Annotated in this window: 19 protein-coding genes; 11 read left to right on the forward strand and 8 right to left on the reverse strand. The window is 67.3% G+C overall.

What is annotated here, in order from left to right; genetic code table 11:
• Positions 1-15: 15 nt before the first annotated feature.
• The 4 genes from katG to ACTT2I_RS04040 all read right to left on the reverse strand — a co-directional run bounded on the left by katG (position 16) and on the right by ACTT2I_RS04040 (position 6,339).
• Entirely contained in the window at positions 16-2,250 is a 2,235-nt protein-coding gene (gene katG / locus ACTT2I_RS04025) for a catalase/peroxidase HPI (RefSeq protein ID WP_443096787.1), read from the reverse strand.
• Between the two features lie 204 nt (positions 2,251-2,454).
• The gene (locus tag ACTT2I_RS04030; protein WP_421100534.1) at positions 2,455-3,066 is read right to left on the reverse strand and encodes a DUF937 domain-containing protein; all 612 of its coding nucleotides are present in this window, start codon (positions 3,064-3,066) and stop codon (positions 2,455-2,457) included.
• Positions 3,067-3,158: 92 nt separating this feature from the next.
• Positions 3,159-5,714 (reverse strand): DNA mismatch repair protein MutS, encoded by a 2,556-nt coding sequence (gene mutS, locus ACTT2I_RS04035; protein ID WP_443096850.1) that lies wholly within the window; start codon positions 5,712-5,714, stop codon positions 3,159-3,161.
• A 229-nt stretch (positions 5,715-5,943) separates the two neighbouring features.
• Complete coding sequence (locus tag ACTT2I_RS04040) at positions 5,944-6,339, reverse strand: barstar family protein (RefSeq protein ID WP_088434358.1); 396 nt, start codon at positions 6,337-6,339, stop codon at positions 5,944-5,946.
• Between the two features lie 311 nt (positions 6,340-6,650).
• Between ACTT2I_RS04040 and ACTT2I_RS04045 the strand changes: the two genes are divergently transcribed.
• The 11 genes from ACTT2I_RS04045 to ACTT2I_RS04095 all read left to right on the forward strand — a co-directional run bounded on the left by ACTT2I_RS04045 (position 6,651) and on the right by ACTT2I_RS04095 (position 22,643).
• Positions 6,651-7,508, forward strand: coding sequence for an HpcH/HpaI aldolase/citrate lyase family protein (locus ACTT2I_RS04045; protein ID WP_421100741.1), 858 nt, complete (start codon positions 6,651-6,653; stop codon positions 7,506-7,508).
• 85 nt (positions 7,509-7,593) lie between these two features.
• Complete coding sequence (locus ACTT2I_RS04050) at positions 7,594-10,041, forward strand: sodium:solute symporter (RefSeq protein ID WP_421100740.1); 2,448 nt, start codon at positions 7,594-7,596, stop codon at positions 10,039-10,041.
• Between the two features lie 93 nt (positions 10,042-10,134).
• Positions 10,135-11,016, forward strand: a complete 882-nt coding sequence (locus tag ACTT2I_RS04055) for a LysR family transcriptional regulator (RefSeq protein WP_088434361.1) — start codon at positions 10,135-10,137, stop codon at positions 11,014-11,016.
• Positions 11,017-11,260: 244 nt separating this feature from the next.
• Complete coding sequence (locus ACTT2I_RS04060) at positions 11,261-13,435, forward strand: TonB-dependent receptor (RefSeq protein WP_293984707.1); 2,175 nt, start codon at positions 11,261-11,263, stop codon at positions 13,433-13,435.
• A gap of 99 nt (positions 13,436-13,534) precedes the next feature.
• Positions 13,535-14,812 (forward strand): serine hydrolase domain-containing protein, encoded by a 1,278-nt coding sequence (locus tag ACTT2I_RS04065; RefSeq protein WP_172407569.1) that lies wholly within the window; start codon positions 13,535-13,537, stop codon positions 14,810-14,812.
• Positions 14,809-15,762: a ribokinase gene (locus ACTT2I_RS04070; RefSeq protein ID WP_421100739.1), complete on the forward strand. Its 954-nt coding sequence runs from the start codon at positions 14,809-14,811 to the stop codon at positions 15,760-15,762. Before ACTT2I_RS04065 ends, ACTT2I_RS04070 begins: the two co-directional genes overlap by 4 nt.
• A gap of 37 nt (positions 15,763-15,799) precedes the next feature.
• The gene (locus ACTT2I_RS04075) at positions 15,800-17,989 is read left to right on the forward strand and encodes a formylglycine-generating enzyme family protein (RefSeq protein ID WP_421100738.1); all 2,190 of its coding nucleotides are present in this window, start codon (positions 15,800-15,802) and stop codon (positions 17,987-17,989) included.
• A complete protein-coding gene (locus ACTT2I_RS04080) occupies positions 17,986-19,851 on the forward strand; it encodes a glycoside hydrolase family 127 protein (protein ID WP_421100737.1) in 1,866 nt (621 codons plus the stop codon). Before ACTT2I_RS04075 ends, ACTT2I_RS04080 begins: the two co-directional genes overlap by 4 nt.
• 137 nt (positions 19,852-19,988) lie before the next feature.
• Positions 19,989-21,179, forward strand: a complete 1,191-nt coding sequence (locus tag ACTT2I_RS04085) for a CaiB/BaiF CoA transferase family protein (protein WP_088434366.1) — start codon at positions 19,989-19,991, stop codon at positions 21,177-21,179.
• Between the two features lie 16 nt (positions 21,180-21,195).
• Positions 21,196-22,152 (forward strand): transaldolase, encoded by a 957-nt coding sequence (locus tag ACTT2I_RS04090; RefSeq protein ID WP_443096788.1) that lies wholly within the window; start codon positions 21,196-21,198, stop codon positions 22,150-22,152.
• Positions 22,153-22,280: 128 nt separating this feature from the next.
• Positions 22,281-22,643 carry a glycine zipper 2TM domain-containing protein gene (locus ACTT2I_RS04095; protein ID WP_019184476.1) on the forward strand — a complete coding sequence of 121 codons (363 nt, stop codon included), beginning with the start codon at positions 22,281-22,283 and terminating at the stop codon, positions 22,641-22,643.
• Positions 22,644-22,727: 84 nt separating this feature from the next.
• On the opposite strand, the gene ACTT2I_RS04100 is transcribed toward ACTT2I_RS04095, so the two are convergent.
• From ACTT2I_RS04100 to ACTT2I_RS04115, 4 genes are read right to left on the reverse strand one after another with little or no spacing between them, the layout of a single operon-like run.
• The gene (locus tag ACTT2I_RS04100) at positions 22,728-25,043 is read right to left on the reverse strand and encodes a hypothetical protein (RefSeq protein WP_421588887.1); all 2,316 of its coding nucleotides are present in this window, start codon (positions 25,041-25,043) and stop codon (positions 22,728-22,730) included.
• Between the two features lie 35 nt (positions 25,044-25,078).
• Positions 25,079-25,789 carry a PilW family protein gene (locus tag ACTT2I_RS04105; protein WP_421099747.1) on the reverse strand — a complete coding sequence of 237 codons (711 nt, stop codon included), beginning with the start codon at positions 25,787-25,789 and terminating at the stop codon, positions 25,079-25,081.
• Complete coding sequence (locus tag ACTT2I_RS04110; protein WP_421099746.1) at positions 25,786-26,220, reverse strand: type IV pilus modification PilV family protein; 435 nt, start codon at positions 26,218-26,220, stop codon at positions 25,786-25,788. The genes ACTT2I_RS04105 and ACTT2I_RS04110 overlap by 4 nt, the downstream gene beginning before the upstream one ends.
• A complete protein-coding gene (locus ACTT2I_RS04115; protein WP_421099745.1) occupies positions 26,204-26,707 on the reverse strand; it encodes a pilus assembly FimT family protein in 504 nt (167 codons plus the stop codon). Before ACTT2I_RS04115 ends, ACTT2I_RS04110 begins: the two co-directional genes overlap by 17 nt.
• Positions 26,708-26,713 lie beyond the last annotated feature (6 nt).

The raw sequence follows: 26,713 nt of genomic DNA on the forward strand, positions 1-26,713 counted from the left end.
GCCCGCAGTGTTGAATCAGCGCAGATCGTAACGGTCCAGCTCCATCACCCGCGCCCAGGCAGCGACGAAGTCGCGAACGAACTTCTTCTCACCGTCCGCGCTGGCATAGACCTCGGCCAGTGCCCGCAGCACCGAGTTCGAGCCGAACACCAGGTCCACCCGGCTGCCGCTCCAGCGCTGCGCGCCGGTGCTGCGGTCGCGTCCGCTGTAGCTGTCGCCATTGGCCACCCATTGCGTGCGCATGTCGAGCAGGTTGACGAAGAAGTCGTTGCTCAACGTGCCGACGCGATCAGTGAACACGCCGTCCTGGCTGCCGCCGACATTGGTGCCGATCACCCGCAGTCCGCCGACCAGTGCGGTCATCTCCGGCGCGGTCAGGGTGAGCAGCTGTGCGCGGTCGATCAGCAGCGCCTCGGTGGGCACGCTGTAGCGCCCCTTGACGTAATTGCGGAAGCCATCGGCATACGGCTCCAGCACCGCGAAGGACGCCACATCGGTCTGGTCCTGGCTGGCATCGGTGCGGCCAGGATTGAACGGCACGCTGACCTCATGGCCACCGGCCTTGGCCGCCTGCTCGACGCCGACATTGCCGGCCAGCACGATCAGATCGGCCAGCGACACCTGCGCACCGCCATCGCCCTTGAAGCCGCTCTGGATCTTCTCCAGCGCGGCCAGCACCTTGCCCAGCTGCTGCGGCTGGTTGACCGCCCAGTCCTTCTGTGGGGCCAGGCGCACGCGCGCACCGTTGGCGCCCCCGCGTTTGTCCGAACCGCGGAAGGTCGAGGCCGAGGCCCACGCGGTGGAGACCAGTTCGCCCGCACTCAGGCCGGCCGCGGCGATCTGCTGTTTCAGCGAGGCGATGTCCTGCGCACTGAGCGTGGTCTGCGGGGCCGCCGGGACCGGGTCCTGCCAGACGAATTCCTCGGCGGGGATTTCCGGGCCCAGGTAGCGTGCACGCGCGCCCATGTCGCGATGGGTCAGCTTGAACCAGGCGCGGGCGAAGGCATCGGCGAAGGCCTGCGGGTCGGCCAGGAAACGACGGGAAATCTTTTCGTAGGCCGGGTCCACCCGCAGCGACAGATCGGTGGTGAGCATGGTGGGGCGATGCTTCTTCGACGGATCGTGCGCGTCGGGAATGATCGCCTCGCTGTCTTTGGCCACCCACTGGTGCGCCCCGGCGGGGCTCTTGGTCAGCTCCCACTCGTGGCCGAACAGGATCTCGAAGAAGTCATGGCTCCACTGCGCCGGCGTGCGCGTCCAGGTGACCTCCAGACCGCTGGTGATGGTGTCGCCGCCCTTGCCGGTGCCGAACCGGTTGGCCCAGCCCAGGCCCTGGCTTTCCAGCCCGGCCGCTTCCGGTTCCACATCGACGTTGTCGGCCGGGCCGGCGCCGTGGGTCTTGCCGAAGCTGTGGCCACCGGCGATCAGGGCGACGGTTTCCTCATCGTCCATGGCCATGCGGCCGAACGTATCGCGGATGTCGAAGGCCGCCTTGAGCGGATCGGGGTTGCCGTCCGGGCCTTCCGGATTGACGTAGATCAGGCCCATCTGCACGGCGGCCAACGGGTTCTCCAGATCGCGCGAGTGGATGTCACCGTCTGCGTCGTCATCGGAGACCAGCACGCCGTGGTCTTCCTGCACGCCTTCGGAGCCATGCGCATAGCGCACGTCGCCGCCGAGCCAGGTGGTTTCGCGGCCCCAGTACACATCCTGGTCGGGTTCCCAGGTATCCGGGCGGCCGCCGGCGAAGCCCAGCGTCTTGAAGCCCATCGATTCGAGCGCGACGTTGCCGGTGAGCACCAGCAGGTCCGCCCAGGAGATCGCCTGGCCGTACTTCTGCTTGATCGGCCACAGCAGGCGGCGGGCCTTGTCCAGGCTGACGTTGTCCGGCCAGCTGTTGAGCGGGGCGAAGCGCTGCTGGCCGCGGCCGGCGCCGCCACGGCCATCGCCGATGCGGTAAGTGCCGGCGCTGTGCCAGGCCATGCGCACGAACAGGCCACCGTAATGGCCGAAGTCGGCCGGCCACCAGTCCTGCGAGTCGGTCATCAAGGCCTTGAGGTCGGCCTTGAGTCCGGCGTAATCCAGGCCCTTGAAGGCCTCGGCGTAATCGAAGGTGTCATCCAGCGGATGCGAGCGGGTCGAGTGCTGGTTGAGCAGGTCCACCCGCAGTTGCTTGGGCCACCAATCGCGATTGGTGGTGGCATCGCCGACAAGGGCGTGGTTGAACGGACACTTGGCTTCGCTTTTCATGGGTATCTACCTGTGGACTGGCGAACGTGGAGACCACCGGCGCGGGGGAGGCGATGGCAACGGCGGAGAACGTGGGACCGGCACATGCGGCGTGTGGGGCGGCGCGATGTGAAGGCGTACGCCCACGTTAGGCACAGCCGTTCATTCAGTAAATTCGAATGAATCAACCAATGCGATAGGCCTGGGCTATTCCTAGGCGATGCCTCAGCGTTTGCCGAACAGCCCGCCACCGAGCTTGAGCAGATCGCCGACGCCCAGTTGGCCATCCCCGTCCTGGTCCAGCACAGAGGTCAGCAGGCCACCGCTGTTGGCGCTCTGGGCTTCCTGGCCGAGGGCCTGGCTGAGCTGGCCGGGGCTGGCGTTGCCGCCGCTGGCGAAGCGCTGGGCCAGATAGGACATGACGATGGGCGCGAGGATCGCGAGCAGCTGGCTGGTCTTGCTGCTGTCCAGCCCGGTGGCCTGGCTCAGGCCCTGGGCGGCGCGCTCAGTGTTGCCGCCGAAGACATGGCCGAGGATGCCGGCGCCATTGGTCGCATTGCCGCCTCCGCCGCCCAGCACGCTGCCCAGCAGCCCGCCCAGATCGAAGCCGCCGGCACTGGCCGGGGCGTGATCACGCTGCAGGGCGCCGAGCAGCGCCTGCGCGCCCTGCGGTTCCTGCGCGTTGCGGCCCATCGCGCCGAGCAGCAGGGGCAGGGCAGCGCCGACTGCGGTACTGGCCTGGTTGGGGTCGATGCCCAGTTGCTGGGACACCTGCTGCAGGCCTTGGCCCTGCTGCAGTTGCTGGAAGAGGGACGCGGCAAGTGATTCGGTATTCACGGCGGACTCCAGGGCAGGGGTGGGAACTGCCCGAGCATAGCGCCGCGTTCACTACGGGAATGCGAAGAATTCACGCGGGCCCTGCCGCGCCCTCAGAGCAGCGTCTTCAACCGGTACAGCGCTTCCAGTGCCTGCTTCGGGGTCAGCTCGTCCGGATCGATCGCGGCCAGTGCGTCCTGCGCGGCGGTATTGGGCGAATTGAACAGGCCGAACTGCTGCGGTGCATCCAGTGCCTGCGCGGCGACCACCGCAGACTGCGTCTCGTGGCTGCGCTGCTCCAGCTCGGCCAGGCGGCGGCGTGCCTGCGCCACGGTCGATTTCGGCAGGCCGGCCAATGCGGCCACCTGCAGGCCGAAGCTGCGGTTGGCCGGGCCATCCTTCACGGCGTGCATGAACACCAGCGCGTCGCCGTGCTCCACCGCATCCAGGTGCACGTTGGCGATGCCGCTGGCGCCGCCTTCGTGCTGTTCGTCGGCCAGCGCGGTCAGTTCGAAATAGTGCGTGGCAAACAGTGTGTAGCAGCGGTTCTGATACGCCAGATGCCGTGCGACCGCATCGGCAAGCGCCAGGCCATCGTAGGTGGACGTGCCGCGGCCGATCTCGTCCATCAGCACCAGCGACTGCGCGCTGGCGTGGTGCAGGATGTAGCTGGTCTCGGCCATTTCGACCATGAAGGTCGACTGCCCGCGGGCCAGATCATCGCCGGCGCCGATGCGGGTCAGGATGCGGTCGATCGGGCCGATCACCGCGCGGCTGGCCGGCACGAAACTGCCGATATGCGCCAGCAGCACGATCAGCGCGTTCTGGCGCATGTAGGTCGATTTACCGCCCATGTTCGGGCCGGTGATCACCAGCATGCGGCGGTCCGGATGCAGGTCCAGGTCGTTCGGTTCGAACGGCTGCTCCCGCACCGCTTCGACCACGGGATGACGCCCGCGCTCGATCTTCAGGCACGACGCGGTCTCCAGTTCCGGGCGCGCCCAGTCCAGGGCCTGCGCGCGCTCGGCAAAACCGGCCAGCACGTCCAGTTCGCTCAGCGCGGCAGCGCACTGCTTGAGCGGCTCCAGCCCGCTGGCAAGGATGTCCAGCAGCTGCTCGTACAGGAACTTCTCGCGGCTCAGCGAACGCTCGCGTGCGGACAGCACCTTGTCCTCGAAGGACTTCAGTTCTTCGGTGATGTAGCGCTCGGCATTGGTCAGGGTCTGGCGGCGCGTGTAATGCACCGGCGCCTTCTCGGACTGGCCCTTGCTGATTTCGATGTAATAGCCGTGCACGCGGTTGTAGCCGACCTTCAGCGTGGCGATGCCGCTGCTGATCCGCTCGCGCTGTTCCAGGTCGATCAGGAACTGGTCCGCATGCGTGGAGAGGCGGCGCAGCTCATCGAGCTCGGCGTCGTAGCCTTCAGCGATGACGCCGCCATCGCTGAGCTTCAGCGGCGGGGTCGGGGCGATCGCGCTGGCCAGCAGGTGCGCGCATTCGTCATGCGAGCCCAGTGCATCGTGCAGCGCGATCAGCCGCGGCGAGTCCAGCGGTGCGAGCACCGCGCGCACCTCGGGCAGCAGGCCCAGGCCATCGCGCAGCGTGGAGAAATCACGCGGGCGCGCCGAGCGCAGCGCCACGCGGGTGAGGATGCGTTCCAGGTCGCCCAGTGCGCGGAAGGCATCGCGCACGTCGCCCTCGGCGCCGCGATCGATCAGCGTGGCGACCGCATCGTGGCGATGCACCAGCACCTCGCGCAGGCGCAGCGGGCGATGCAGCCAACGTCGCAGCAGGCGGCCGCCCATCGGCGTTACCGTGGTATCCAGCACGCCGAGCAGGGTATTGCGGGTATCGCCGTCGACGCGCGTGTCCAGTTCCAGATGGCGGCGCGTGGCCGCGTTCATGGCGATGGCTTCGCTGGCGGTTTCGGTGGCGATCGCGGTGAGGTGCGGCAGGCGTTGCTTCTGGGTTTCTTCGACATAGCCGAGCAGGGCGCCGGCCGCCGCAGTGGCGCGCGGCTTGTCGTCGATGCCGAAGCCGGTCAGGTCGTGCAGCTTGAAGAAATTCAGCAGCTGGCGGCGGCCGCTGTCGGCATCGAACAGCCAGGGCGCCCGGCGACGGATGCCGCTGCGGTACTGCAGGAAGGCCGGCCAGTTTTCCTCATCCGGCACCAGCAGCTCGGCCGGTTCCAGCCGCGCGAGCTCGGCTTCCAGTGCATCGTCCGAATCGACCTCGTTGACCAGGAAGCGGCCACCGGCCAGATCGGCCCAGGCCAGACCGTAGCCGTGCTTGCCGCGCGAGAGCGCCATCAGCAGCGTGTCGCGGCGCTCGTCCAGCAGCGCTTCGTCGGTCACGGTGCCGGGGGTGACGATGCGCACCACCTTGCGTTCCACTAGCCCCTTGGCCAGCGCCGGGTCGCCGATCTGCTCGCAGATCGCCACCGACTCGCCCAAGGCGACCAGACGCGCCAGATAGCCTTCGTAGGCATGCACCGGCACGCCGGCCATCGGGATCGGCGCACCGCCAGAGCTGCCGCGCTGGGTCAGGGTGATGTCCAGCAGTCGCGCCGCCTTGCGGGCGTCGTCGTAGAACAGCTCGTAGAAGTCGCCCATCCGGAAGAAGAGCAGCAGGTCCGGGTAATCGGACTTGGCGGCGAAAAACTGCTTCATCAGCGGGGTGTGTTCGGGCTGCTTCTCTGTCACGCGGGGTCCATCACAGTCGGGGGCAGCCTGGAAGGCCGCCTGGTCGGCCATTGTAGGGGAGGGGGCGGGCAGGGCGAAGGGCGCCCGGCGCTGGCGGCCTGGGCGCCAGCGCAGGGGGGCAACAACGCGCCCATGCAATGCGGGCTGGCCGCTCGGCTTGCCGCGGCGGTACCGCGCGTGCGCGATGCGCCGCCGGTCAGTCCGTGCGCAGCTGCAGGGTGGGGTGGGCCGCGAATACGTCCATGATGATGTCGAAGTAGGTCTGGCCGCCGCCGCGTTCCAGTGCGTCCAACTGGGCGCCGATTCTCGCGGCGTTGAACGTGCCCGGCTGCGCCAGCTTTTCCTGCAGCCAGGCGCGGGTGGCCGCCACCCCGAGCGCGGCGCGGCTGTGTGCGATGTGCGTCCAGTGCACCGTGGCGGATGCGTGCCCGGCCAGTGCGCCGTAGCCGCCGTAGAGCAGGTCATCCAGTGCATCTAGGCTTGGGGCCAGTTGCCAGTCCTCGCTGGCCATGAACACGCGGTTGATCTCAGCGTAAAAGCTGGGGATGTCGTGGATGGCGCTTCCGTCCAGCACCAGGGTTGGGCCGGTCATGCCCGGGTCCGCGCGTCCAGGTGCGGTGCGCACCGGGCGGTGGTTGTCGACGGCAAGGTGGGTTCATGCATCGGCAGCAGTCCTCGTGACGCGTTTGGTGGGTGACCTCCCGAGGCGCGACGTGGGCGGTCACCCCGGCAGGTTGCAGCGATCGATTGTGCGCGCAGCACGGTGATGTCCCACGCGCTTCTGCTCGTGGTGCACTGCAGCGCAGTGGGCGGTCGAAACAAATGCTATCCAATGAATGTCCGGGACCGCACTTTTAAAGGGCTTCCAATTCTGCAGACTGCGCGGGTTGATGAGGGAAAACCATGCGTAGCAAGCTGTTCGTCCCCGGCGCCCGGCCGGAACTGTTCGACAAGGCCATGGCCGGCGAGGCCGATGCGCTCTCTTTCGACCTGGAAGACTCGGTTCCCGAGGCCGGCAAGGCGCAGGCCCGTGACCAGGTCGCCGGCTTCCTGCGCCGCGTGCAGGGAGGTGCCGGCGACAAGCAGTTGATCGTGCGCAGCAACGGGACTGACAGCGCCCATTTCGGCGCGGACCTGGATGCGGTGGCACTGCCCGGCGTGAGCCTGCTCAATCTGCCCAAGATCGAATCGGTGGCTCAGCTGCTGGCGGCCATCGCCCGGCTGGAACAGGCCGAGCAGCGCAATGGCGTGACGCACCCGATCGGTCTGCTGATCAACATCGAAACCCCCAGGGCCCTGCGCATCGCCGCTGAACTGGCCGGCGCGCACCCGCGCGTGGCCGGACTGCAGCTGGGGCTGGGCGACCTGTTTTCGCCCAACGGCATCGACCGTGAGCCGAGCAACGTGCATGCCACGCTGTTCGCGCTGCGCTTGGCGGCCGCTGAAGCCCAGGTGTTCGCCTGCGACGGCGCGTTTCCGGACGTGGCCGACAGCGACGGCTTCCTGGCCGAGGCGCAGATGGCCCGGCAGTTGGGCTTCATCGGTAAAAGCTGCATCCACCCGCGCCAGGTTGCCCTGGCCAATGCCACCTTCAGCGTGCCGCCGGCGATGCTCGCAGAGGCGCAGCGGATTGTTGCCGCCGCCGCCGGTGCCGAAGGGCAAGGGCACGGCGCGTTCCTGTTTGAAGGCCGGATGATCGACCTGCCGTACCTGCGCCGTGCTCAAGCCCTGCTTGCCGCATCTTCTCCCCCGCTTGCCTGATTGCGGTATCGGGATGCATCGACCACTGTCTCCTACCTGCGCTCTTGCCGGCTTCGGCGTTGCCGCACTTCTTCCGGGTACTTTCATGCACAAGCCTGCACCGTCCGCGTTCCTTTCCACTGTGCTCCGGCGCTGCGCGCGCAGCGTCCGGCTGGTCGCCGCCGCGGCCCTGCTTGCCGGCAGTGGCGCGGTGGCCGCCGAGAGCCTGACCACGGTGGCAGCCGGCGACCTGCCGGCACTGCCGGCGCAGATCGCGCCGGGCGGGCTGGTGCATGTGGACGGGCGCCTGGTGGCGCTCAGCCATGACAGTGCCTGGGCACTGCGCGCCGACAACAAGGCGTGGGATGCGTTGTCGGCGCTAGCTGCAGGGCAGCTCGACGGGCTCGAGGGCAGCGTCAACGCGGCCGGGCGCACCTACCTGTTGCAGGGTTCCGATGTGCGCGGCGACCGTCTGCAACCGGTCGCGCTGGACAATGGCGCGCTGGTGTTCGGCGCGGCGATTGCGCTGCCCGAGACGCTGCGCAACGCGCAGGCGGCGACGTTCGGTGATGCGCTGTATCTGGTGGGCACCGATGCGGCTGGCCGCGCCCAGCTCTACCGCCGCACCGCGACGGCAAGCACCGCCGCCTGGCAGCCTCTGGAGGATCTGCCGCAGCAGGGGGTTGCCAGCGCGTTGCAGGCGCAGAAAGGCGCGCTGTACCTGGGCCTGGGTACCGGGGCCGGCAGCGACCAGCTGTGGCGCCGCAATGCCGATGCCAGCTGGCAGCAGGTCGCTTCGCCGGACGGCACGATCGTTGCCGGCTCGATGCGCGCGCTGGGCCAGGCCCATCTGCTGATGCTGGTGAAGGACGGCAGCGGCCACACCCAGGCGCGTACGTTCCACACCATCACCGATGCGTGGGCGACGCTGGAGACCCCGGTCACCGGCGCACCGCAGGCGGTGACGGCGTGGGGCAACGGGTTGGCCTGGGCAACCGCGGGCGCCAGCGGCAGCCAGCTGCAGTACGCGGAAATGCAGGGCGGCAAGCACCTGCTGCGCTGGCTGGACTGGACGGTGATCGGCATCTACCTGCTGGCCATGCTGGGCATGGGTTTCTACTTCTATCTGAAGGACCAGAACACCTCCACCGCGGACTTCTTCGTCGGTGGGCGCTCGATTCCGTTCTGGGCAGCCGGCATCAGCCTGTATGCCACCAACACCAGCTCGATCAGCTTCATCGCCATCCCGGCCAAAGCCTTCGATACCAACTGGCAATACATGACCAACAACCTGATCGCGGTGATGGGGTTGATGTTCGTGGCGATCTGGATCGTGCCGCTGCTGCGTCGGCTGGACCTGATGAGCGTGTTTTCCTACCTGGAAACGCGCTTCCATCCGGCGATCCGCATGCTGTCCAGCGCGCTGTGCATCGTGATGCAGATCGGCAGCCGCATGAGCGTGATTCTGTTCCTGCCGGCGCTGGCGATTTCCACCATCACCGGTGTGGATGTGGTCTGGTCGATCATGCTGATGGGCGTGTTCACCATCATCTACTCCACCGTTGGCGGTTCCAAGGCAGTGATCTGGACCGACGTGGTGCAGGTGATCGTGATGTTCGGCGGCGCGCTGTTCGCGATCGGGTTCATTTTCATGCAGACCGGTGGCGACCTGCCGCAGCTGCTCAGCGCGGTCGGCGCGGAAGACAAGACCAAACTGTTCGATTTCAGCTTCGACCTGACCAAGGCCACGGTATGGGGCTTCATCTTCCTCGTCGTGTTCGATGTGGTGCTGACCTTCCCGAAGGACCAGGTGCTGATGCAGCGTGCACTGTCCACGCGCTCGGACAAAGAAGCCGGGCGCTCGATCTGGACGTTCGCGGTGATCATGATCCCCGGTGGCTTCGTGTTCTACGGCATCGGCACGGCACTGTGGATGTACTACCGCAACAACCCTGAGCGCCTGAATCCACTGTTGCCGATCGATGCGACCTTCCCGCTCTTCATTGCCGCCGAGCTGCCGGCCGGGGTCACCGGGCTGATCATCGCCGGCATCTTCGCCGCGGCGATGTCGACCCTGTCGAGCATCATCAACTCGATCTCCACCCTGGTTTCGGTGGATTTCTACCAGAAGCTGGTCAAGGATCCGAACGAGAAAACCGCGGTGCGCGTGGCCGAATGGTCCGGCGTGGGCGTGGGCCTGATCGGCATCGGCATCGCGCTGGTGATGAGCCGCTATGACATCCATTCGCTGTTCGATGTCTCCATCGAACTGGCTGGCCTGCTCGGTGGTGGCTTTGCCGGTGCCTACACGCTGGGCATGTTCACCCGCCGCGCCAACGCGCCCGGCGTGGCGATCGGTGTGGCCGGCTCGATCCTGATCACGCTGATCTGCTGGAGCATGGACCTGGTGCACCCGTACTTCTACCTGGCGATCTCGATCCTGCTGTGCATCGTGATCGGCTACGTGGCCAGCCTGTTCTTCCCGGCGCCGACCCGCTCGCTGAAGGGGCTGACCATCTACAGCGATACCCCGGCCGAGGCGGCAGCCCCATGACCAGCACCGTTGGCGCGCCGGCGCGCGGGCCATTGGTCCAATCGCATTGCGCCGGTAGCTCGTGTAGGTTGCTCACGCGCTGAGAGGTAATCCGTGGAAACCCAGTTCCTGAGTACGTTCGTAACGGTCGTGGACCGCGGCTCGATGGCTGCCGCGGCCCGCACGCTGCATATCACCCCGGCGGCGGTCGCCCAGCAGATCCGCACGCTGGAACGCGAACTTGGCGCGCCGCTGATCGCCCGCGCCGGGCGCACCGTCAGCGTCACCGAGGACGGTGCCCGCATCCTGCAACGGGCGCGCGATCTGCTGCGCCAGGTCGCCGACCTGCGCAGCGTGGCCAATGAGAACGATATCGCTGGCGAGCTGCGGCTGGGCGCCTGTCCGACCGCGTTGGCCGGCCTGTTGCCGGACATCCTGTCGCGGATGGTGGCGACCTTCCCGCAGATCAATGTCTTCATCAAGCCGGGCTACTCGGCCGATCTGTACCGGGCGGTGGAGGCCGGCGATCTGGACGCGGCGATGGTCTTGCAGGCGCCGTTCGCGCTGCCCAAGACCTGCAAATGGCAGCAGCTGCGCGAAGAACCCCTGGTGGTGCTGGCGCCAGCCCATCTGGGCAGCCGCGACCCGCATGAGCTGCTGCGCGAGCAGCCGTTGATCCGCTACGACCGCCACGAATGGGGCGGTCGCCTCGCTGATGACTACCTGCGGCAGGCCGGGATCGTGCCGCGCGAGCGGTTCGAGCTCAATGCACTCAATGCCATCGCGGTGATGGTCGACCGCGGGCTGGGCGTGTCCCTGGTGCCGGACTGGGCCAAGCCCTGGCCGGAGGGATTGAACGTCGTGCGCATTCCCTTGCCGCAGTGCAGCGAACCGCGACGTATCGGGGTGGTCTGGTCGCGTTCGTCGGTGCGCATCCGCCTGGTCAACGTGCTGCTGGAGGAAGCGCGCGTCGCATTGACCGAGCCGCAACGCTGACACCACGGGTTTTCGCGCGGTGCGCGGTGCGAAGCGAAACAAATCCTAGGCTTTGAACATACCTGAGCACAGTTCTATCGCCATGAAGCCGCGCCTAGGCTCTCGCCTCGTTGCCGGACAGGACGTGGAGACCCGCAGGGGAACCGCATCGACCGGCGGAAGGGCGAAAGCCCACGCGCGTCATCGGTGGCGACGGCTCCCCGGCCGGCTGTCCCGCATTTCCTTTTTTGGGGGGGAGAAACGAATGATCAAGCCACTTTCCGCGGCCATCAGCACTGCACTGTTCGCCTGTGTCATCAGCCCTGCCATGGCGCAGAGCACGACGCCTACCGATCTGGACCAGGTGATCGTGACCGGCAGCCGGACCCCGATCTCGATCGAGAAAGTCCCCGGGGCAGTGACGGTGGTGAACCAGGAGCAGGTGCAGCGCACGCTCAACCTGACCGAAGACGCGACAGCGGTGCTGGCGCGCATGGTGCCGGGCTACTCCGAGTCCTCCCAAGCGATGAGCAACAGCGGCGAGACCCTGCGTGGCCGCGTCGCGCTGCGTCTGTTCGATGGTGTGCCGCAGGGCTCCCCACTGCGCGAAGGCAGCCGCAACGGCACCTTCACCGACATGGGCGTGATCGGCCGCATCGAGGTCATCAACGGCCCGTCGGCCGCCGAGGGCATCGGTGGCGCGGGCGGCGTCATCAACTACCTCTCCAAGAATCCGGAAGTGGACGGTCACCAGACCACGGTGAGCACGCGCTACGGCACCCAGTTCAAGGATGACAGCGGGCAGTCCAAGATCGGCATCACCCACACCTTCAAGGGCGATGCGGCGGACTTCCTGATCAGCGGCGCCTACATCGACCGCGGCATCGCCTACGACGGCGACGGTCGCCGGGTGGGCTTGAACACCTCCGGTTCGCTGTCCGATTCCTACAGCAAGAACCTGTTCCTGAAGGGCGGCTACAACTTCGGCGAGGGCCAGATGCAGCGCATCCAGGCCAGTTACAGCAACTTCCACATCGGCGGCAAACACAATTACATCCCGGTCGAAGGCTGCCGCTACGACGCCGTGGAGTGCCCGATTCCGAGCACCAATACCGCCGAGAAGGGCTCGATCAAGGATTCGCTGGCGGAGTTCAACGACTTCGAGCAGTTCGCTGCCAAGTACACCCATGCCGACTTCTTCGGCGGTGACCTGAGCGTGGATCTGTACTGGGCAAAGCAGGCGATGCGCTATGTGCCGGAGAACGGCACCGATCGCCAGCTGGTCAAGCCGGCCCCGCCGGAAGCCGACCGCATATGGGACCAGTCGGAGATCAACTCCGAGAAGAAGGGCCTGCGCCTGGCCTACGCTTACAGCGGTCTGTTCGCGGTGGAGGGGCTGCGCCTGCGCACCGGCCTGGACCTGGTGGAAGACACCGCCGAACAGCGCCTGGCGCTGACCGATCGGGTCTGGGTGCCGCCGATGAAATACACCAGCCTGGCGCCGTATGCGCAGCTGAGCTGGGATATCGGCCCGGTGACGCTCGATGCCGGCATCCGCCGCGAAGACGGCGAGCTGGAGATCGATGGCTACACCACCACCGCCTACCGCGACTTCACCCCGGTGCAGGGCGGCAAGCTGGACTACAAAGCCAACCTGCCCAACTTCGGTGCGATCTGGCGCATCAGCGATGCATGGTCGGTCTTTGCTTCGTACTCGGAGGGCTTCGGTATCGCCAACGTGGGCATCCCGCTGCGCAACATCCAGGCCAACAGCCCATGCAAAGCGGTTTCATGCATCGCCGATCTGCAGCCGCTGATCACCAAGAACAAGGAAGTGGGGTTCAACTGGCGGGGCGAGCAGGCGCAGGTCGGCATCTCGGGCTACCGCTCGACCTCCGAGTTCGGGTCTTCGCTGACGGTGGACAAGGTGACCGAGGACTTCATCCTCACCCGCGCGCCGACCCGGATCGAAGGCATTGAGATGAACAGCGCCTGGACCTTCAACGACCAGTGGAAGGCGACGCTGCTGTACTCGCGGATCCGCGGCCAGACGCAGTACTACGACGGCTCGGGCCTGAACAAGGAGATGGGCATCCTCGACATCTCGCCGGACAAGGTCAATGCCTCGCTGACCTGGACACCGAATGATCGTTTCGATGCGACGCTGGGCGTGAGCCGCACCTTCAGCCGCGACCTGCGCGAGACCTTCGTCAATCCGTCCAACGGCGCGGTCTATCTCAACGAGGAGGACACCTACGGTTACGCGCTGTGGGACCTCAGCATGAACTACGACACCGGGACCTACGGCAAGCTGTCGCTGGGCATCGAGAACCTGCTGGACAAGCAGTACGTGCTGACCTGGTCGCAGCTGCCGGGCTGGCAGAACTTCTTCTCCGGCCGTGGCCGCATGGTGTCGCTGACCCATACCTTCACGTTCTGACCGTCACCGCGGACCGGCGCTGCGGAGCACTGCAGCGCCGGTCCGTTTTTATTGCCTTACCCTGTCATGGCGTTACCGCCACTGACAGCAGGAGAGCGGATGTACTGGCCATCGCAGGGACCGGCCCACGCCCGTCATTGCCGCCCCGGGGCACGCCTGGTCGTGCTCGCGTGGCTGATGCTGGCGGTGGGACAGGCCGCGGCGTCGGCGCGCTTGCCGGCAGTCGATGCCTTCCTGCACGACTCGACCGGCCGCCAGGGCTATACCGGCGCGGTCGCGCTGGTGATCCACGATGGCCGCGTCGTGCATGAAGCCGCCTACGGTTGGCAGGACCTGGCCCATGCCACGCCCATGCAGCGTGACAGTATTTTCCGCATCTACTCGATGACCAAAACGGTGGCCTCGGTGGCCGCCATGATGCTGGTGGAGGAGGGCCGGCTGGATCTGGATGATCCAGTGGCGCGTCATCTCCCCGAATTTTCCCGGCTGCAGCTGTTCGCCGGTGGTACGGCCGCGGCACCGCAGCTGCGCCCGGCAGCGCAGACGCTGACCGTGCGACATCTGCTCACCCACACCGCCGGCTTCGCGGCGGGCGGGGAGGGATTCGAGACCGTCACCGCGCTGCTGGAACAACAGCAGGTGCAGGCCGCGGACAGCCTGGCCGACTACACCGCACGGCTGGCACGCGTGCCGCTGGCGAGCGAGCCGGGTACGCGCTTCCGTTACGACAGCACGTCCATCGAGGTGCTCTCGCGGTTGGTGGAAGTGGTGGGGAAGCTGCCATTCGAGCAGTTCCTGCAACAGCGTATCTTCCGCCCGCTGGATATGCGCGATACCGGGTTTGTGGTGCCGGCGCGCGACCGCGCCCGGGTGGTCGAACTGACCACCATGGGTGAGCACGGTGATCTGGTACTCGCCGATGAGACGCACGCGCGGGCGCCTGGCAGTGCGCTGCGCCCGTATCCCAGTGGTGCCGGCGGCCTGTATTCCACCGCCGGCGACTATGGCCGGTTCGCGCAGATGCTGCTGGACGGCGGCCGCCATGGCGACGTGCAGTTGCTTCGAGCTTCCACCGTGGCCCTGATGATGCAGAACCAGCTGGTGCACACCGCCTTGCCGCGGCCGGTGACCGAGTTCAGTGATGCCGAAGGCTTCGGGCTGGGCGGTTCGGTGTTGCTGGATCCGGCCCTGAAAGGTCGCACTGCCTCGGTGGGGGCGTTCGGATGGTCGGGCGCTGCCTCGACCTACTACACGATCGACCCGGCACGCCGCCTGGTCGCGATCCTGATGCTGCAGCATCTGCCCGGTGGCAATGACGATCTGCCGCGCATCAGTACGACGTTCTACAACCGCGTTGATGAGGCGATAGACCCATGAGTAATGCGGCACGTTCCACCGTCCTCGTTGCCGGCTCGGCCAATCTCGATTTCGTGGTGCGCGCCACGCACGTGCCGGCGCCCGGAGAGACCGTGCTGGGCCGTGGTTTCAGCACCTTCCCCGGTGGCAAGGGCGCCAATCAGGCCGTGGCCTGCGCGCGGGCCGGTGGTGTGCCGACGCGGATGCTGCTGGCCCTGGGCGAGGATGACTTCGCCACGCCGATCGAGGCGTCCCTGCGCGAGGCCGGTGTGGCGCTGTCGACCGTGCGCGATCCTGCGCTGCCTACCGGCACCGCCTTCATCTGCCTGGCCGACAACGCCGAGAACGCGATTACCGTTGCACCTGGCGCCAACCTGGGCCTGCGCGAGGAACACCTGCCTGCGCTGGACGGGATCGGCTGGCTCTTGCTGCAGCTCGAGACCCCGGTGCCCACCATCACTGCCTATGCCCGCCGCGCCCGCGCGGCCGGGCTCAAGGTCGCGCTCAACGCCGCGCCGGCGCAGGTGCTGCCCGACGCGTTGCTCGCTCTGCTGGACGTGCTGATCGTCAACGAAGGGGAACTCGAGGTGGTGGCCGGTCATCCCCCGGACCTGGCCACCGGGCTGGCACGCGTGCCGGTGCCCTGTGTGATCGTGACCCTGGGGGCGCGGGGTAGCCTGGCCCGCGTGGACGGGCAGATCCTATTGCAGCCCGGGTTCCGTATCGAGCCCACGGACACCACCGCGGCCGGCGATACGTTCTGCGGTGCCCTGATCGCCGCGCTGGCGGAGCAGCAGCCGATGGCCCAGGCACTGCTGGCCGCCACCGCTGCCTCCGCGTTGACCTGTACGCGCCTGGGCGCGCAGTCGAGCATTCCCTGCCGCGCCGAGGTGCTGGCGCTGCTGGCAGACCCCGCGCGTGTTCCCGATGCCGCCGCCCATGCTGCGCTGGCAGCGGTGTGCGCGCGGTGATGTCCCCCTTTTTCGTTTCCTGCTGGATGCCTTGCCCATGACCACGCCGTATCAGAGCCCCGACTACGACACCGACGCAGCCGATTACGGGCGTGACGCCATCCGTACCGAGTACAAGTTCTCGCACGTGACCACCGGGCGCTACCTGCCGACGCCGGGCAGGGCGCCGGCATGGCCGTTCGCCGACATCGGCAGCTGGATGATCGACGCCAATGCCAGCGCCGGCGACTGGCTGGAAGAGCTCAAGGACTGGCGCCGCGAGCATCTGGTCCGGATCGGCTATACCGACGTCAACTACCGCCGCCCCGAACTGCAGTGGGCGCAGCGCAACTTCGTGCATGCGCAGATGATGGTCGAGGACCGTTACTTCTTCGACGCCGCCAGCGGCCAGTACACCGTCGATCGCTATCTGGACGATGTGACCGCGCGGTTTGGCGGGCTGGATTCGGTGCTGATCTGGTACATCTACCCCAACATCGGCATCGACGACCGCAACCAGTTCGACCTGGCGCACGACATGCCCGGCGGCCTGGCGGGATTGAAAACCGCCGTACAGGCCTTCCAGAAGCGCGGCGTCAAGGTGTTCCTGCCAGCCAAGCCGTGGGACCACGGCACCCGCGACCCCGGCGTAACGCATTGGGACGGGCTGGCCGAGATCGTCAAGGCAGTCGGTGCCGATGGCATCAACGGCGACACCTTCAATGGTGTGCCGAGAGCGTTCTTCGATGCCTGCGATGCACGTGGCAATCCGGTGGTGGTGCAGCCTGAGTCCACCATCAGCTCCGAAGAACAACTGATCTGGAACGTGCAGAGCTGGGGCAAGAAGGCGCCCGATGGCCCGGTGCCGCCGGTCTCCAAGTGGAAGTGGCTGGAGCCGCGCCACATGGTCAACTACGAGAACCGCTGGGGCCGCAACCGCAATCACGATCTGCAGTATTGCTTCTTCAATGGCATCGGCTACAACGCCTGGGAAAACATCTGGGGCGTCTGGAACCAGTTCACCCCACGCGATGGCGAAACCCTGCGCCGGATCGCCACGCTGTACCGCCAGTTCCCGGCGCTGGTGGTGTCCATGGATTGGGAGCCGTACCAGGTCTGCCTGCAGGGCGGCATCTTCGCCAGTCGGTTCCCGGGCGAGGGGGTGACGCTGCATACGCTGATCAACCGCAACGAGTATGCGGTGGACGGTGAGCAGATCGCACTGCCGCACGCGGAAGGGATGCGGTACTACGATGCGTGGCACGGCCGCGCGCTGGCGCCGCGGATCATCGACGGCGCGGCGTACATCGAACTGCCGATGGAAGCGCGCGGCTTCGGCGCGATCCTCAGTGTGGCCGCCGGCACCGTGATCGAGGGCCTGGCTGACTTCCTGGCCGCGACCGCCGAGCGTGCCCAGCAGCCGCTGAGCAGTTACTCCGCGGCGTGGACGGCCGCCCCGCAGGAACTGCTGGCCATCGCGGCCACGCCCGCGCAGGCCGAGGCACCCGCTGGCATGGTCACGATTCCCGCCGGGGAGTTCCTGTTCCAGGTGGGGGGTATCGAAATCGAAGGCTTCACCTGGGCCGGGCTGGATGTGCAGTTCCCGTGGGAAGACTGCGCGCGTCGCCACCATCGCCGGCGCATGACACTGGCGTCGTTCCATATCGACCGCCACCCGGTCACCCATGCCGCGTTCAAGCGCTTCCTCGATGCCAGCGGTTACCGCCCGGCCGATGATCACAACTTCCTGGCCGACTGGAAGGACGGCGCGCCGCGTGCGGGCTGGGACAACAAGCCGGTCACCTGGGTCTCGATCGAAGACGCCCGTGCGTATGCGGCGTGGGCCGGCAAGCGGCTGCCGCATGCGTGGGAATGGCAGTACGCCGCGCAGGGGACCGACGAGCGCCTGTACCCGTGGGGCAACGCGTGGGATGCCAGCTGCGTGCCGCGGGTCAATCGCGGCCGTCGGCTGACGCCGCCGGCCGATGTCGATGCGCATCCGCAGGGGGCCAGCCCGTTCGGCGTGGAGGACATGGTCGGCAATGTGTGGCAGTGGACCGATGAATTCAGCGATGCGCACACCCGCGCAGCGGTACTCCGGGGTGGCAGCAGTTATCAGCCGCAGACCTCGCACTGGTACTTCCCGCAGGCCTACCGCCTGGACCAGCACGGCAAGTACCTGTTGATGGGGCCGTCCAAGGACCGCTCGGGCACGGTCGGCTTCCGTTGCGTGGTGGACGCGGCATGAACCGTCTGCATCCCGCCGCCCGCGGCATGACGTTGGTCCCGCCACAGCAGGTCACGTTGCAGGGTCTGCTGGGCGACGCCCTGGCGGCCAACCGCAATGGGCGCCTGAGCACGTTCATCGTTGATGAGCACAGTGCGCCGATCAGCATCTTCGGCCAGGCGCACAAACACCAGAATCATGAGGGCGACTGGTACGGCGAGCACGCCGGCAAGTGGCTGTCGGCCACGGCACGCGCCGTGGCCCAGGGTGGACAACCACTGCTGGAGGCCGCGTTGCGCCGCGTTGCGGATTGGTTAATCAGCCAGCAGGACGATGACGGGTATCTTGGCAACTATGCGCCCGAGCGCCGCTTCACCGTGCCGCAACCGCCCAAGCCGGAGAGCTGGAACGGTGAGCCGGCGCTGCGCACCTGGGACATCTGGACGCACAGCTATCTGATCCTGGGCTTCCTGGAAACGTGGCGCGCACTGGGCAATGCGGCTTATCTGCAGGCCGCCTGCCGGATCGCCGATCTGTGTTGGCAGGCGCTGGAATCGGGAATCGACATCACCACGCTGGGCAACCACCACGGCATGTCCGCCACGGTGCTGCTGGATCCAGCGGCGGATCTTTACCTGGTCACCGGCGAGCCGCGCTACCTGGCGCTGGCCGAACGCATCCTGTCACAGGCCAACGCGAATCCGCGGCTGGCCCTGCTGGACAAAGCACTGGCCGGTGAGGATGCGGCGTTCATCGCTACCGGCAAGGCCTATCAGCTGAGCTGGAACCTGGTCGGGCTGGCCAAGTTGTACAAGGCTACCGGGCAGGACGACCACCGCCAGGCGCTTGATCATCTCTGGCACAACATCCGCGATCAGCACCTCACCCTGGGCGGTGGGCCGTGGGGTGGGGTGGCACACCGGTCGCGCGAGGTGTTCAACGCACCGCGCACGTTTTTCCCCCAGGCCTATGTGGAAACCTGCTCGGTGCTGGCATGGATGCAGCTCAACCGCGAGCTGCTGGCCATCACCGGCCACGCACGCTATGCCGACGAACTGGAGCGCACCGCCTACAACGATCTGCTGGCGGCGATGGCGCCCAATGGCGAGGACTGGTGTTACTACACCTATCCCAATGGCCGGCGTGTACACACCACGTATTGGCGCTGCTGCAAGTCCAGCGGCGCGATGGCGGTGGAAGAGCTGCCGCAGTTGGCCTACGGAATCGCGGCCGATGGCGGACTGCGGGTCAATCTGTATGGGCCGGGTGAAGCAACCTTGGTGCATGCGCAGGCCGGTGCGGTGACCCTGCTGCAGGCGACCCGGTTCCCCTTCGACGGCGCGGTGACCATCACCGTGCTGCCCGAGTGCATCGCCGACTTCAGCATCGGCGTGCGGCTACCGGGCTGGACCGCGGGCGCGCGGATCGAGGTCAATGGGCAGCCTTACGCGGCCGAGGTCGGTGCTGACGGGTTCGTGCACGTGCAGCGCACCTGGCAGTCCGGCGACACGATCGGTGTGCACCTGCCGATGCAGCCGCGCCTGCACCGGGCGGCCAACATCAACGTGCAGGAATCGCGCGCACCGGATGGCTCCCCAGTGGCGCAGGAAGTGCTGCGCTGGGAGTACGTGGGCCTGAGCTACGGGCCGCTGGTATATGCCACCGGCCTGATCGACGGGTACAAGACAGACGAGACGGTGCGCGTGCCGGACCGCCCACCCTCGCAGTGGCTGCAGGTGGGCGAAGACGCGGGCGAGGGGGCGCCGATCACGCTGCAGTTGGAGTGCCGGGCGCCACTGACATTCGAGCCCTACTACCGGTGCGGTGGCCGCGATGACGGCAGCTGGCGGTTGAGCTGGCTGTCGCTCGCACCGGTGGACTGAGCGCTCCGCTGTCCTCGGCGGCCGAGGCGCTACCGACGCCGCAGCGTGCTTTTTGTCCACGCAGAACATACCCACACGATCTGTTTCTTCCCGTTGGCCAGGAGGAAACTTCCAGCAAGGTATCGAGTGTATTGACCATGACCGGAAGCAACCCCAGTTCTCCATTCGCCATCGCCCAGCGGGAAGGTGCCACCGGGCCGTTGAGCGGTATCCGTGTGCTGGACCTGAGCGCCTACATCGCCGGTCCCTACGGCTGCACGCTGCTGGCCGACCAGGGCGCGGAGGTGATCAAGGTGGAGCCGCCGGTCGGCGACAACCTGCGGCGCTATCCCTCCACGCTGGAGGCCGAGAGTCGTGCATTCCTCGGCGTGAACCGCTCCAAGCGCGGGGTGGTGCTGGACCTGAAACAACCCGATCAACGTGCCGTGCTGATGCGCCTGGTGCGCGAGGCGGACGTGTTGGTCCACAACTTCCGGCCCAGCGTGCCGGTGCGCCTGGGCATCGATTTCGACAGCCTGCACAAGCTCAATCCGCGCCTGGTGTACTGCTCGGTCACCGGTTATGGCGAGCAGGGCCCGCTGAAGGACAAGGCCGGCTACGATCAGGTGCTGCAGACCATGACCGGCATGTGCACGATGCAGGGCAAGACCGGCGGCGCCCCGGAGATCCTGTACGGCTCGGTGGTCGACTATTACGCCGCCGCCCTGGTGGCGGCCGGTGTGTCGTCGGCCCTGTACGAGCGCGAGCGCAGTGGCGAAGGCCAGTTCGTGGGCGTGTCGCTGCTGCGCAGTGCGCTGACGATGCAGTCGGCGCGGATGATCTGGGCCGAGGGCGAGCCGGCGGGCGTCGGCCGCGATATGCGCTCGGGCGGTGTCACCGGCATCCATCCCACCGCAGAGGGGTATCTGTACATCTCGGCCAATACGCCACGCTTCTGGCAAGCGTTGTGCGAGCGGATCGGGCTGCCGGCGCTGGCAGCCGACGTGCGATACGACACCGTGCGCAAGCGCGCCGAGCAGGCCGAGGTGCTGCTGCCGCAGTTGCACGCGGCGCTCGCTGCGCGCAGTGCGCTGGCGTGGGAGGCGTTGTTCGGTGAAGAAGTGCCGTGCGCGGCCGCGCGCCAGGTCGAGGACATGTTCGACCACCCACAGGTGCAGGCCGAGCAGATGATCACCGCGCTGCCGCACCCGTTGCTGGGCAGCTACCGCGGCATCACGCGGCCGATCGTGTTCGGCCGCACGCCCGGCCCGGCACCGTTCGCCGCGCCGGTGTTCGATCAGGACACCGCGGCGGTCGGCGCGCTGCTCGACGCTTCCTCTGATGACTGACGTGAAGGACCCCTGCATGGCTTCGCTGTCCAGACTCTCCCAGCTGCGTGATCTGTCCGTCGTGGTGGCCGATACCGGCGATGTCGAGGCGATCAAGCGCTTGAAGCCGGTCGACTGCACGACCAACCCTACCCTGGTGAAGAAAGCGCTGGACCTGCCGGTGTACGCCGATCTGATCGAGAGCGCGCTGGCCTGGGGCCGCGAACAGGGCGGCGAACGCGAGGCGGTGGTGCACGCGGTCGCCGATCGCCTGACGGTGGGTGTCGGCACCACGCTCAGCGCACTGGTGCCGGGCCGGGTCTCGACCGAGGTCGATGCCGACCAGGCGCACGACACCGCCGCCACGGTGGCCAAGGCGCGCCAGTTTATTGCGATGTATGAAGCGGCCGGTGTGCCGCGCAGCAAGGTGCTGATCAAGATCGCGGCGACCTGGGCAGGCGTGGAGGCCGCGCGCCAGCTGCAGGCCGAGGGGATCGACTGCAACCTGACCTTGATCTTCAATCCGACCCAGGCGCTGGCCTGCAGCGAGGCCGGGGCGTTCCTGATTTCGCCGTTCGTGGGCCGCATCCTGGATTGGTACGTGGCCAACGGGCAGGCGCCGGCGAACATCGATGACGACCCGGGCGTGGTGTTCGTGCGCGGGGTGTATGCCGAGTTCAAGCGCCGCGGTTCGCCGACGGTGGTGATGGGCGCCTCGTTCCGTTCGACGGCGCAGATCGAGGCCCTGGCAGGCTGCGATCGCCTGACGATTTCGCCGGATCTGCTGGAGAAGCTGGACGCCGATCATGGCGAACTGCCGCGAAGGCTGGTGGCCGGCGCGGCGGAGCCGGTGCAGGCGACGCCGATCGATGCGGCGCGGTTTGCAGCCGATCTGGCGGCCGATCCGATGGCCACGGAGAAGCTGGCGAGCGGTATCGATGCGTTCGCCAAGGATCTGGAGGCGTTGCGTCAGACGATCCGCGAGCGCTTGTAAGCGCTCGCCGCTGGATGGCTGCGGCCTGAACGCCGCGGGCTGTCTTGACGCGGTGTGGACGCGAATTCACCCGGGCTTGTCGCGGTCAGGCAGACACTCCAGCCATGTGCCATAAACAGGGATCGACCATGAAGACGAGCATCCGCGTGTTGTGCCTGGGCAGTTTGCTGGCGGTGTCGGCGGTTGCCGGCGCACAGACTTACGGCCCCAAGGACGAAGGACGCCGATTCAACGACGGCAGCAAAGTGGTATGCCACAACGTCGAGGTCCAGCGTAACTCCAAGGATCCCAACCGCATCACCGGCACCGCCACTGGTGCGGTCGTCGGCGGTCTGCTTGGCAACCAGGTCGGCGGCGGCAACGGCAAGAAGCTGGCTACCGTAGCCGGTGCAGTCGCCGGTGGTGCCGCAGGTCGCCAGATCCAGGGCAACCAGCAGTCCAAGAACGGTGATCGTGTGGTCGAGCGTCGCTGTGAGCGTCAGTACCGCTGATCGGTCGCGCGCCGCAGCTGCGGTTCACCCATATCCACGAAAAAGGCGACCCTGGGGTCGCCTTTTTCGTGCGCCGGTCTGGCCTCAGCGGTAGCGGCTCCAGCGCACTGTTGCCGCAGCCGGACCGCCTGGCGTGACCGACGGTGCTTCGCAGATGCCCGGGTTGTAATGGTTGTCGCCGTTCTGCGGCACGATCACCTGTGCACCGCCCTGTTGAATGGTTGTCGCACTGCCCGGGCTGTTGGTGCCCACCGTCAGGCTGCCGTGGATCACGGTCGTCTGCGCGGCGGTCGCCAGGGTGGAGCCGAGGATGACGTTGCCATGGATCTCCCAGCCGGACAGCTGCGCGCCACTTTCGCTGACCAGCGCAACGTTGCCGATCGGCAGGCCGCGGTGGCGTGTGTCGGCGGCGTCCGTCCATTCGGTGAACTGCGATGATGCCCCGGTCTTGTCGCACAGGTTGGACGGGTAGTAGTCCCCGTCGCAGATCCGGGCCGGGGTGGAGAAGTTCGGCGCGATCATCCGGTCATGGCCGGACTGGGTCAGCGTCACGTAGCCCTTGGCGATCAGCGTGGTGAGCAGATCGCGATTGCCATCGTCGTCACGCAACTGTGTGCCGTCGATCTTCAGCGCAGCGTCGAACCAGAACACGCCGCGTGGCAGGTGGGTCAGGCCGGTGATCGTCCATGCGCCGGTGGCGGTCTTGTCGCGGAAGCAGTGCGCAGCGCCATTGTCGGCCTGGTTCCAGTTGCAGGTCAGGAACTGCGCACCGTTGGCAGGCAACCGGCGCACATCCTGGGTTGCCAGGTTGTAGACGCCGTCCATCGATTGGCCCGCTTTGTTGCGTACATTGCGGATGGTCAGGTGCGGCGCGCCTTCCAGCCATTCGAAGATATAGTTGGCGCCGTCGCGGTAGGTGCTCACATCGATTGCATCGACACGGGTGTCGCAGAACGGAATCCCCGGCAAACCTGGGGTGGTGCCGCTCTGGCGGGTGCGCAGGCCGGGCATCGCCGCGCCAACATCGGGTACGGTCTGCCGGCTGCCCCCCCACTTCAGTTCGCCGGCGACGGTACCGTTGCCGACCGTCGGGAAGTTCCAATACAGGCCGGCCTGGGTGGCCGTGATATCGCGGCCACCGACCAGACTGCCGATGGTGCCGGTCACGATATCCACATCGCCATTGGCCAGGACCGCGGTGTAGCGCCCGCCCCAGCCACTGATCGAAAGATAGTGGCCCCACAGCTGCTCGATGGTCAGCGTTGCCAGGTTGATGGTGCCACCGGCGATCCCGGTCGAGCGGAAGGTGAGCTGGTCCGGCAAGGCATCGGTAGACGCTCCGGAGAGATGCTGGGCCGATGCTGCACCGGTGACAGCCCCGCTGCCGGGGTCGGTGGTCAGTGCCGACAGGTCCAGCAGCCAGGTATCGCCGCTGGCGAGGGTCACGACGATCCGACCACTGGTGGACGGCAACACGGTGCCCACGCTCCACGGCAGGCCGCCGCTCACCGTGGAGGCAATGAGCCTGCCGCCGACTTCGGTCGTGCCGATCAGGGTGCCGCCGCTGTAAACGCTGGCAGCGTAGGCGCCGGCCTTGACCGCAGTGTAGTTGCCGCCACTGACGCCGCTGCCGATGGTCACATTGCGACCCCACAGCGTGGTGTTGCTGGGGTTGCCCATCTGGTTGATGCGGATGGTGCCCTGCGAGTGCACGTGCCCGCCGCTGAGAATGCCGCCACCGCTAAGCGTGACATCGCCCTTGGCGCAGCCGGAGATGCTGGCCTGGCTGGCACCGGACAGGGTGATGCTGCCTGCCACCGCGATGTTCTCGAAGCCGGTCGGGTTGGTGACGCCGAGCGAGCCGCCGGTGATGTTGAGGTCGCCGTTGAACACCATCGGCGCCGCAGGAATCGTGGCGCATACGGGCGAGGTGGGTGTGCCACCGCCACCGGGCGTCACGTCGTACAACACTTCCACCGTGGCGCTGGTGGTGGTCGATCCGCTGCCGGCCAGCGCAGTGATCGTGGCCGCGACCTGATAGTTGCCACTGGCGCCGCTCAGCGCGGTGATCTGTGCGTTGCCATCGGGGATGCCGATCGCGCCCATGCCGCTGAAGGTGGCGGGCATGGCCAGTCCGCCACTCGCGTTGGCCCAGCCGGCCATCGTTGCTGGATCCACCGCCAGCAGGTAGCGCCGCACGACTTCGACACCCCGCCAGGCCGCAGCCTGCGCGGCGGTCACCGAGTGCGTGGTGACCTGGCGTTGCTGGTCGCCGCGCAGGGCGTAGATCGAAGCGGCGACCGTGACCGAGACCGCCAGGCCCACCATCAGCACGATCCACAGCGTCGCCATGCCCTTCTGCCGTGCGGGGCCGGGCGAGCGGCGGGAACGGACGGGCACTTGCCGGGCAGGATGGTGCATCGCGGACGACCTGGTCATGCGGCAGGAGAGACGGTGAGGTTGGGCAGGCACACGGAGAACAGCACGTCGTCGCTGGCCTGGCGCAGGATCACGCGTTGGCCGGTGCGTTCGACGCTGTCCTGCTGCTGGTAGGGCAGGCAGGCACCGGGCACGGCGACGAACCGGTAGCCCGCCCCATCCGCAGCGCCGCGCAGGGTGAGCGCACCGACTTCGCGTTCGGCACCAGCGAAAGCGCTCCCATCCTTCTGGATCGGGTCGAAGAAGGCGGCTTCGGCGGCGACGGGGTGCCATTCGGTGTCCGCCCAGGTGGCCGCCGCCGCGCTGCCGCAGAGCTTGGGTGGCAGGCGGTAGAGTCCGCGTGGGGCGGTCCCGCTGTTGGCGGCATCCACCAGGCGCAGGCCCGCACAGAGGTCGGCCTGGCCGAGCTCCTGTTTGAAGCGCCAGGCGATCTGCTTGCCGTCATTGCTGATCACCAGCCGGCTGTCCAGGGTGTCGGCGGCCGGAATGCCGAAGCCCGCTTCCTGCAGTTCGATCTGCGCGGCCAGCAGTGCGGAGGCGACCTGCCCATCGCGCAGCGCAGCGCGCGACGCATTGCCGGTGCTCTCGATCATGTTCTTGTAGAGCACCAGCATCGCGGCGATGGTCAGCAGTGAGATCACCAGGCCGACCATCATGCTGATCAGGCTCTGGCCACGCTGGCGGCGGGCGGTGATGGGCGGGCTCATTGGTGGCTCGACAGCAGCAGGTCGGCGCCGTACTCGCCGGGGTCGTCCCCGTCCAGCTCCAGATCGGCGGCACGCACGCTCAGGCCCACTTCGCGGGGTGCTTCGACGGACAGGACGGTGCCGCCCAGGCCGACATTGATCTGCGGTGCGGTGCCGCAGGCGACCTGGGCATCGCGGCTCAGATCGGCGGCCAGCGCGAGCGAAATCGTGCTGCTGCCGCACAGGCCCGTGCCTGCGTTCTGCAACTGCTCACGCAATTGGCTCACCACCAGCCGCTCGATCTTGGTCGCGCGCTGGTTGGCCATCAAGCGCGACTGCACATGCGCCAGGCCCGCGGCGATCAGCGAGGTGATCAGCACGGCAACCAGTGCTTCGAGCAGCATGTCGCCACGCTGCCGGCGCGGACTGCGCGGCTCAGAGCATGTCGACATACAGCGGATCCTGGTTGGAGAGGCCGACGGCGATGCGGCCCAGTGCGACGTCGCTATCGGTGCAGCCATCGGCACCAGGCAGGCGCAGACCGCGCGCAGTGAAGCTGACGCAGTCGAAGTCCGGGTAGTCGCTGGCGGCCAGTGCGTCGGCATTGGCGAAACCGTCCTGGTCGGCCAGCTTGAGGTGGACGCCATGGCGCAGCTTCGCCGACCAAGCGGGGGTGTCCACCCCGGCGACCATCACTTCCAGCCACCCGGCGCGCAGGCGCAGCATCGCGGCCGGGGCGGTGGCCCGACGCGCGGACGGATTGCGCAGTGCCATCGCGCGGGCCTGGGAGACGCCTTCCCACAGCACGCTGCGCGCCTCCATCTGGCGGTTGCTGCTGACCCAATGCGCACCGAACGGCATGGCCGCCATCAGCAGCATCGCCATGATGAACAAGCCGATCATCAGTTCGATGAGGGTCACGCCTCGGGGACGGGACATCCGCAT

It is taken from the genome of Stenotrophomonas sp. PUT21, assembly GCF_052232875.1.
Lineage (GTDB): Bacteria > Pseudomonadota > Gammaproteobacteria > Xanthomonadales > Xanthomonadaceae > Stenotrophomonas > Stenotrophomonas maltophilia_N.

What these genes read in the sequence shown, in the direction of transcription:
- ACTT2I_RS04060 (WP_293984707.1), top strand. Translation starts at nt 11,261, where the DNA reads ATGATCAAGCCACTTTCCGCGGCCATCAGCACTGCACTGTTCGCCTGT.
- ACTT2I_RS04095 (WP_019184476.1), top strand. Translation starts at nt 22,281, where the DNA reads ATGAAGACGAGCATCCGCGTGTTGTGCCTGGGCAGTTTGCTGGCGGTG.
- ACTT2I_RS04045 (WP_421100741.1), top strand. Translation starts at nt 6,651, where the DNA reads ATGCGTAGCAAGCTGTTCGTCCCCGGCGCCCGGCCGGAACTGTTCGAC.
- mutS (WP_443096850.1), bottom strand. Translation starts at nt 5,714, where the DNA reads ATGAAGCAGTTTTTCGCCGCCAAGTCCGATTACCCGGACCTGCTGCTC.
- ACTT2I_RS04090 (WP_443096788.1), top strand. Translation starts at nt 21,196, where the DNA reads ATGGCTTCGCTGTCCAGACTCTCCCAGCTGCGTGATCTGTCCGTCGTG.
- ACTT2I_RS04070 (WP_421100739.1), top strand. Translation starts at nt 14,809, where the DNA reads ATGAGTAATGCGGCACGTTCCACCGTCCTCGTTGCCGGCTCGGCCAAT.
- ACTT2I_RS04085 (WP_088434366.1), top strand. Translation starts at nt 19,989, where the DNA reads ATGACCGGAAGCAACCCCAGTTCTCCATTCGCCATCGCCCAGCGGGAA.
- ACTT2I_RS04105 (WP_421099747.1), bottom strand. Translation starts at nt 25,789, where the DNA reads ATGAGCCCGCCCATCACCGCCCGCCGCCAGCGTGGCCAGAGCCTGATC.
- ACTT2I_RS04065 (WP_172407569.1), top strand. Translation starts at nt 13,535, where the DNA reads ATGTACTGGCCATCGCAGGGACCGGCCCACGCCCGTCATTGCCGCCCC.
- ACTT2I_RS04080 (WP_421100737.1), top strand. Translation starts at nt 17,986, where the DNA reads ATGAACCGTCTGCATCCCGCCGCCCGCGGCATGACGTTGGTCCCGCCA.
- ACTT2I_RS04075 (WP_421100738.1), top strand. Translation starts at nt 15,800, where the DNA reads ATGACCACGCCGTATCAGAGCCCCGACTACGACACCGACGCAGCCGAT.
- ACTT2I_RS04040 (WP_088434358.1), bottom strand. Translation starts at nt 6,339, where the DNA reads ATGACCGGCCCAACCCTGGTGCTGGACGGAAGCGCCATCCACGACATC.
- katG (WP_443096787.1), bottom strand. Translation starts at nt 2,250, where the DNA reads ATGAAAAGCGAAGCCAAGTGTCCGTTCAACCACGCCCTTGTCGGCGAT.
- ACTT2I_RS04050 (WP_421100740.1), top strand. Translation starts at nt 7,594, where the DNA reads ATGCACAAGCCTGCACCGTCCGCGTTCCTTTCCACTGTGCTCCGGCGC.
- ACTT2I_RS04115 (WP_421099745.1), bottom strand. Translation starts at nt 26,707, where the DNA reads ATGTCCCGTCCCCGAGGCGTGACCCTCATCGAACTGATGATCGGCTTG.
- ACTT2I_RS04110 (WP_421099746.1), bottom strand. Translation starts at nt 26,220, where the DNA reads ATGTCGACATGCTCTGAGCCGCGCAGTCCGCGCCGGCAGCGTGGCGAC.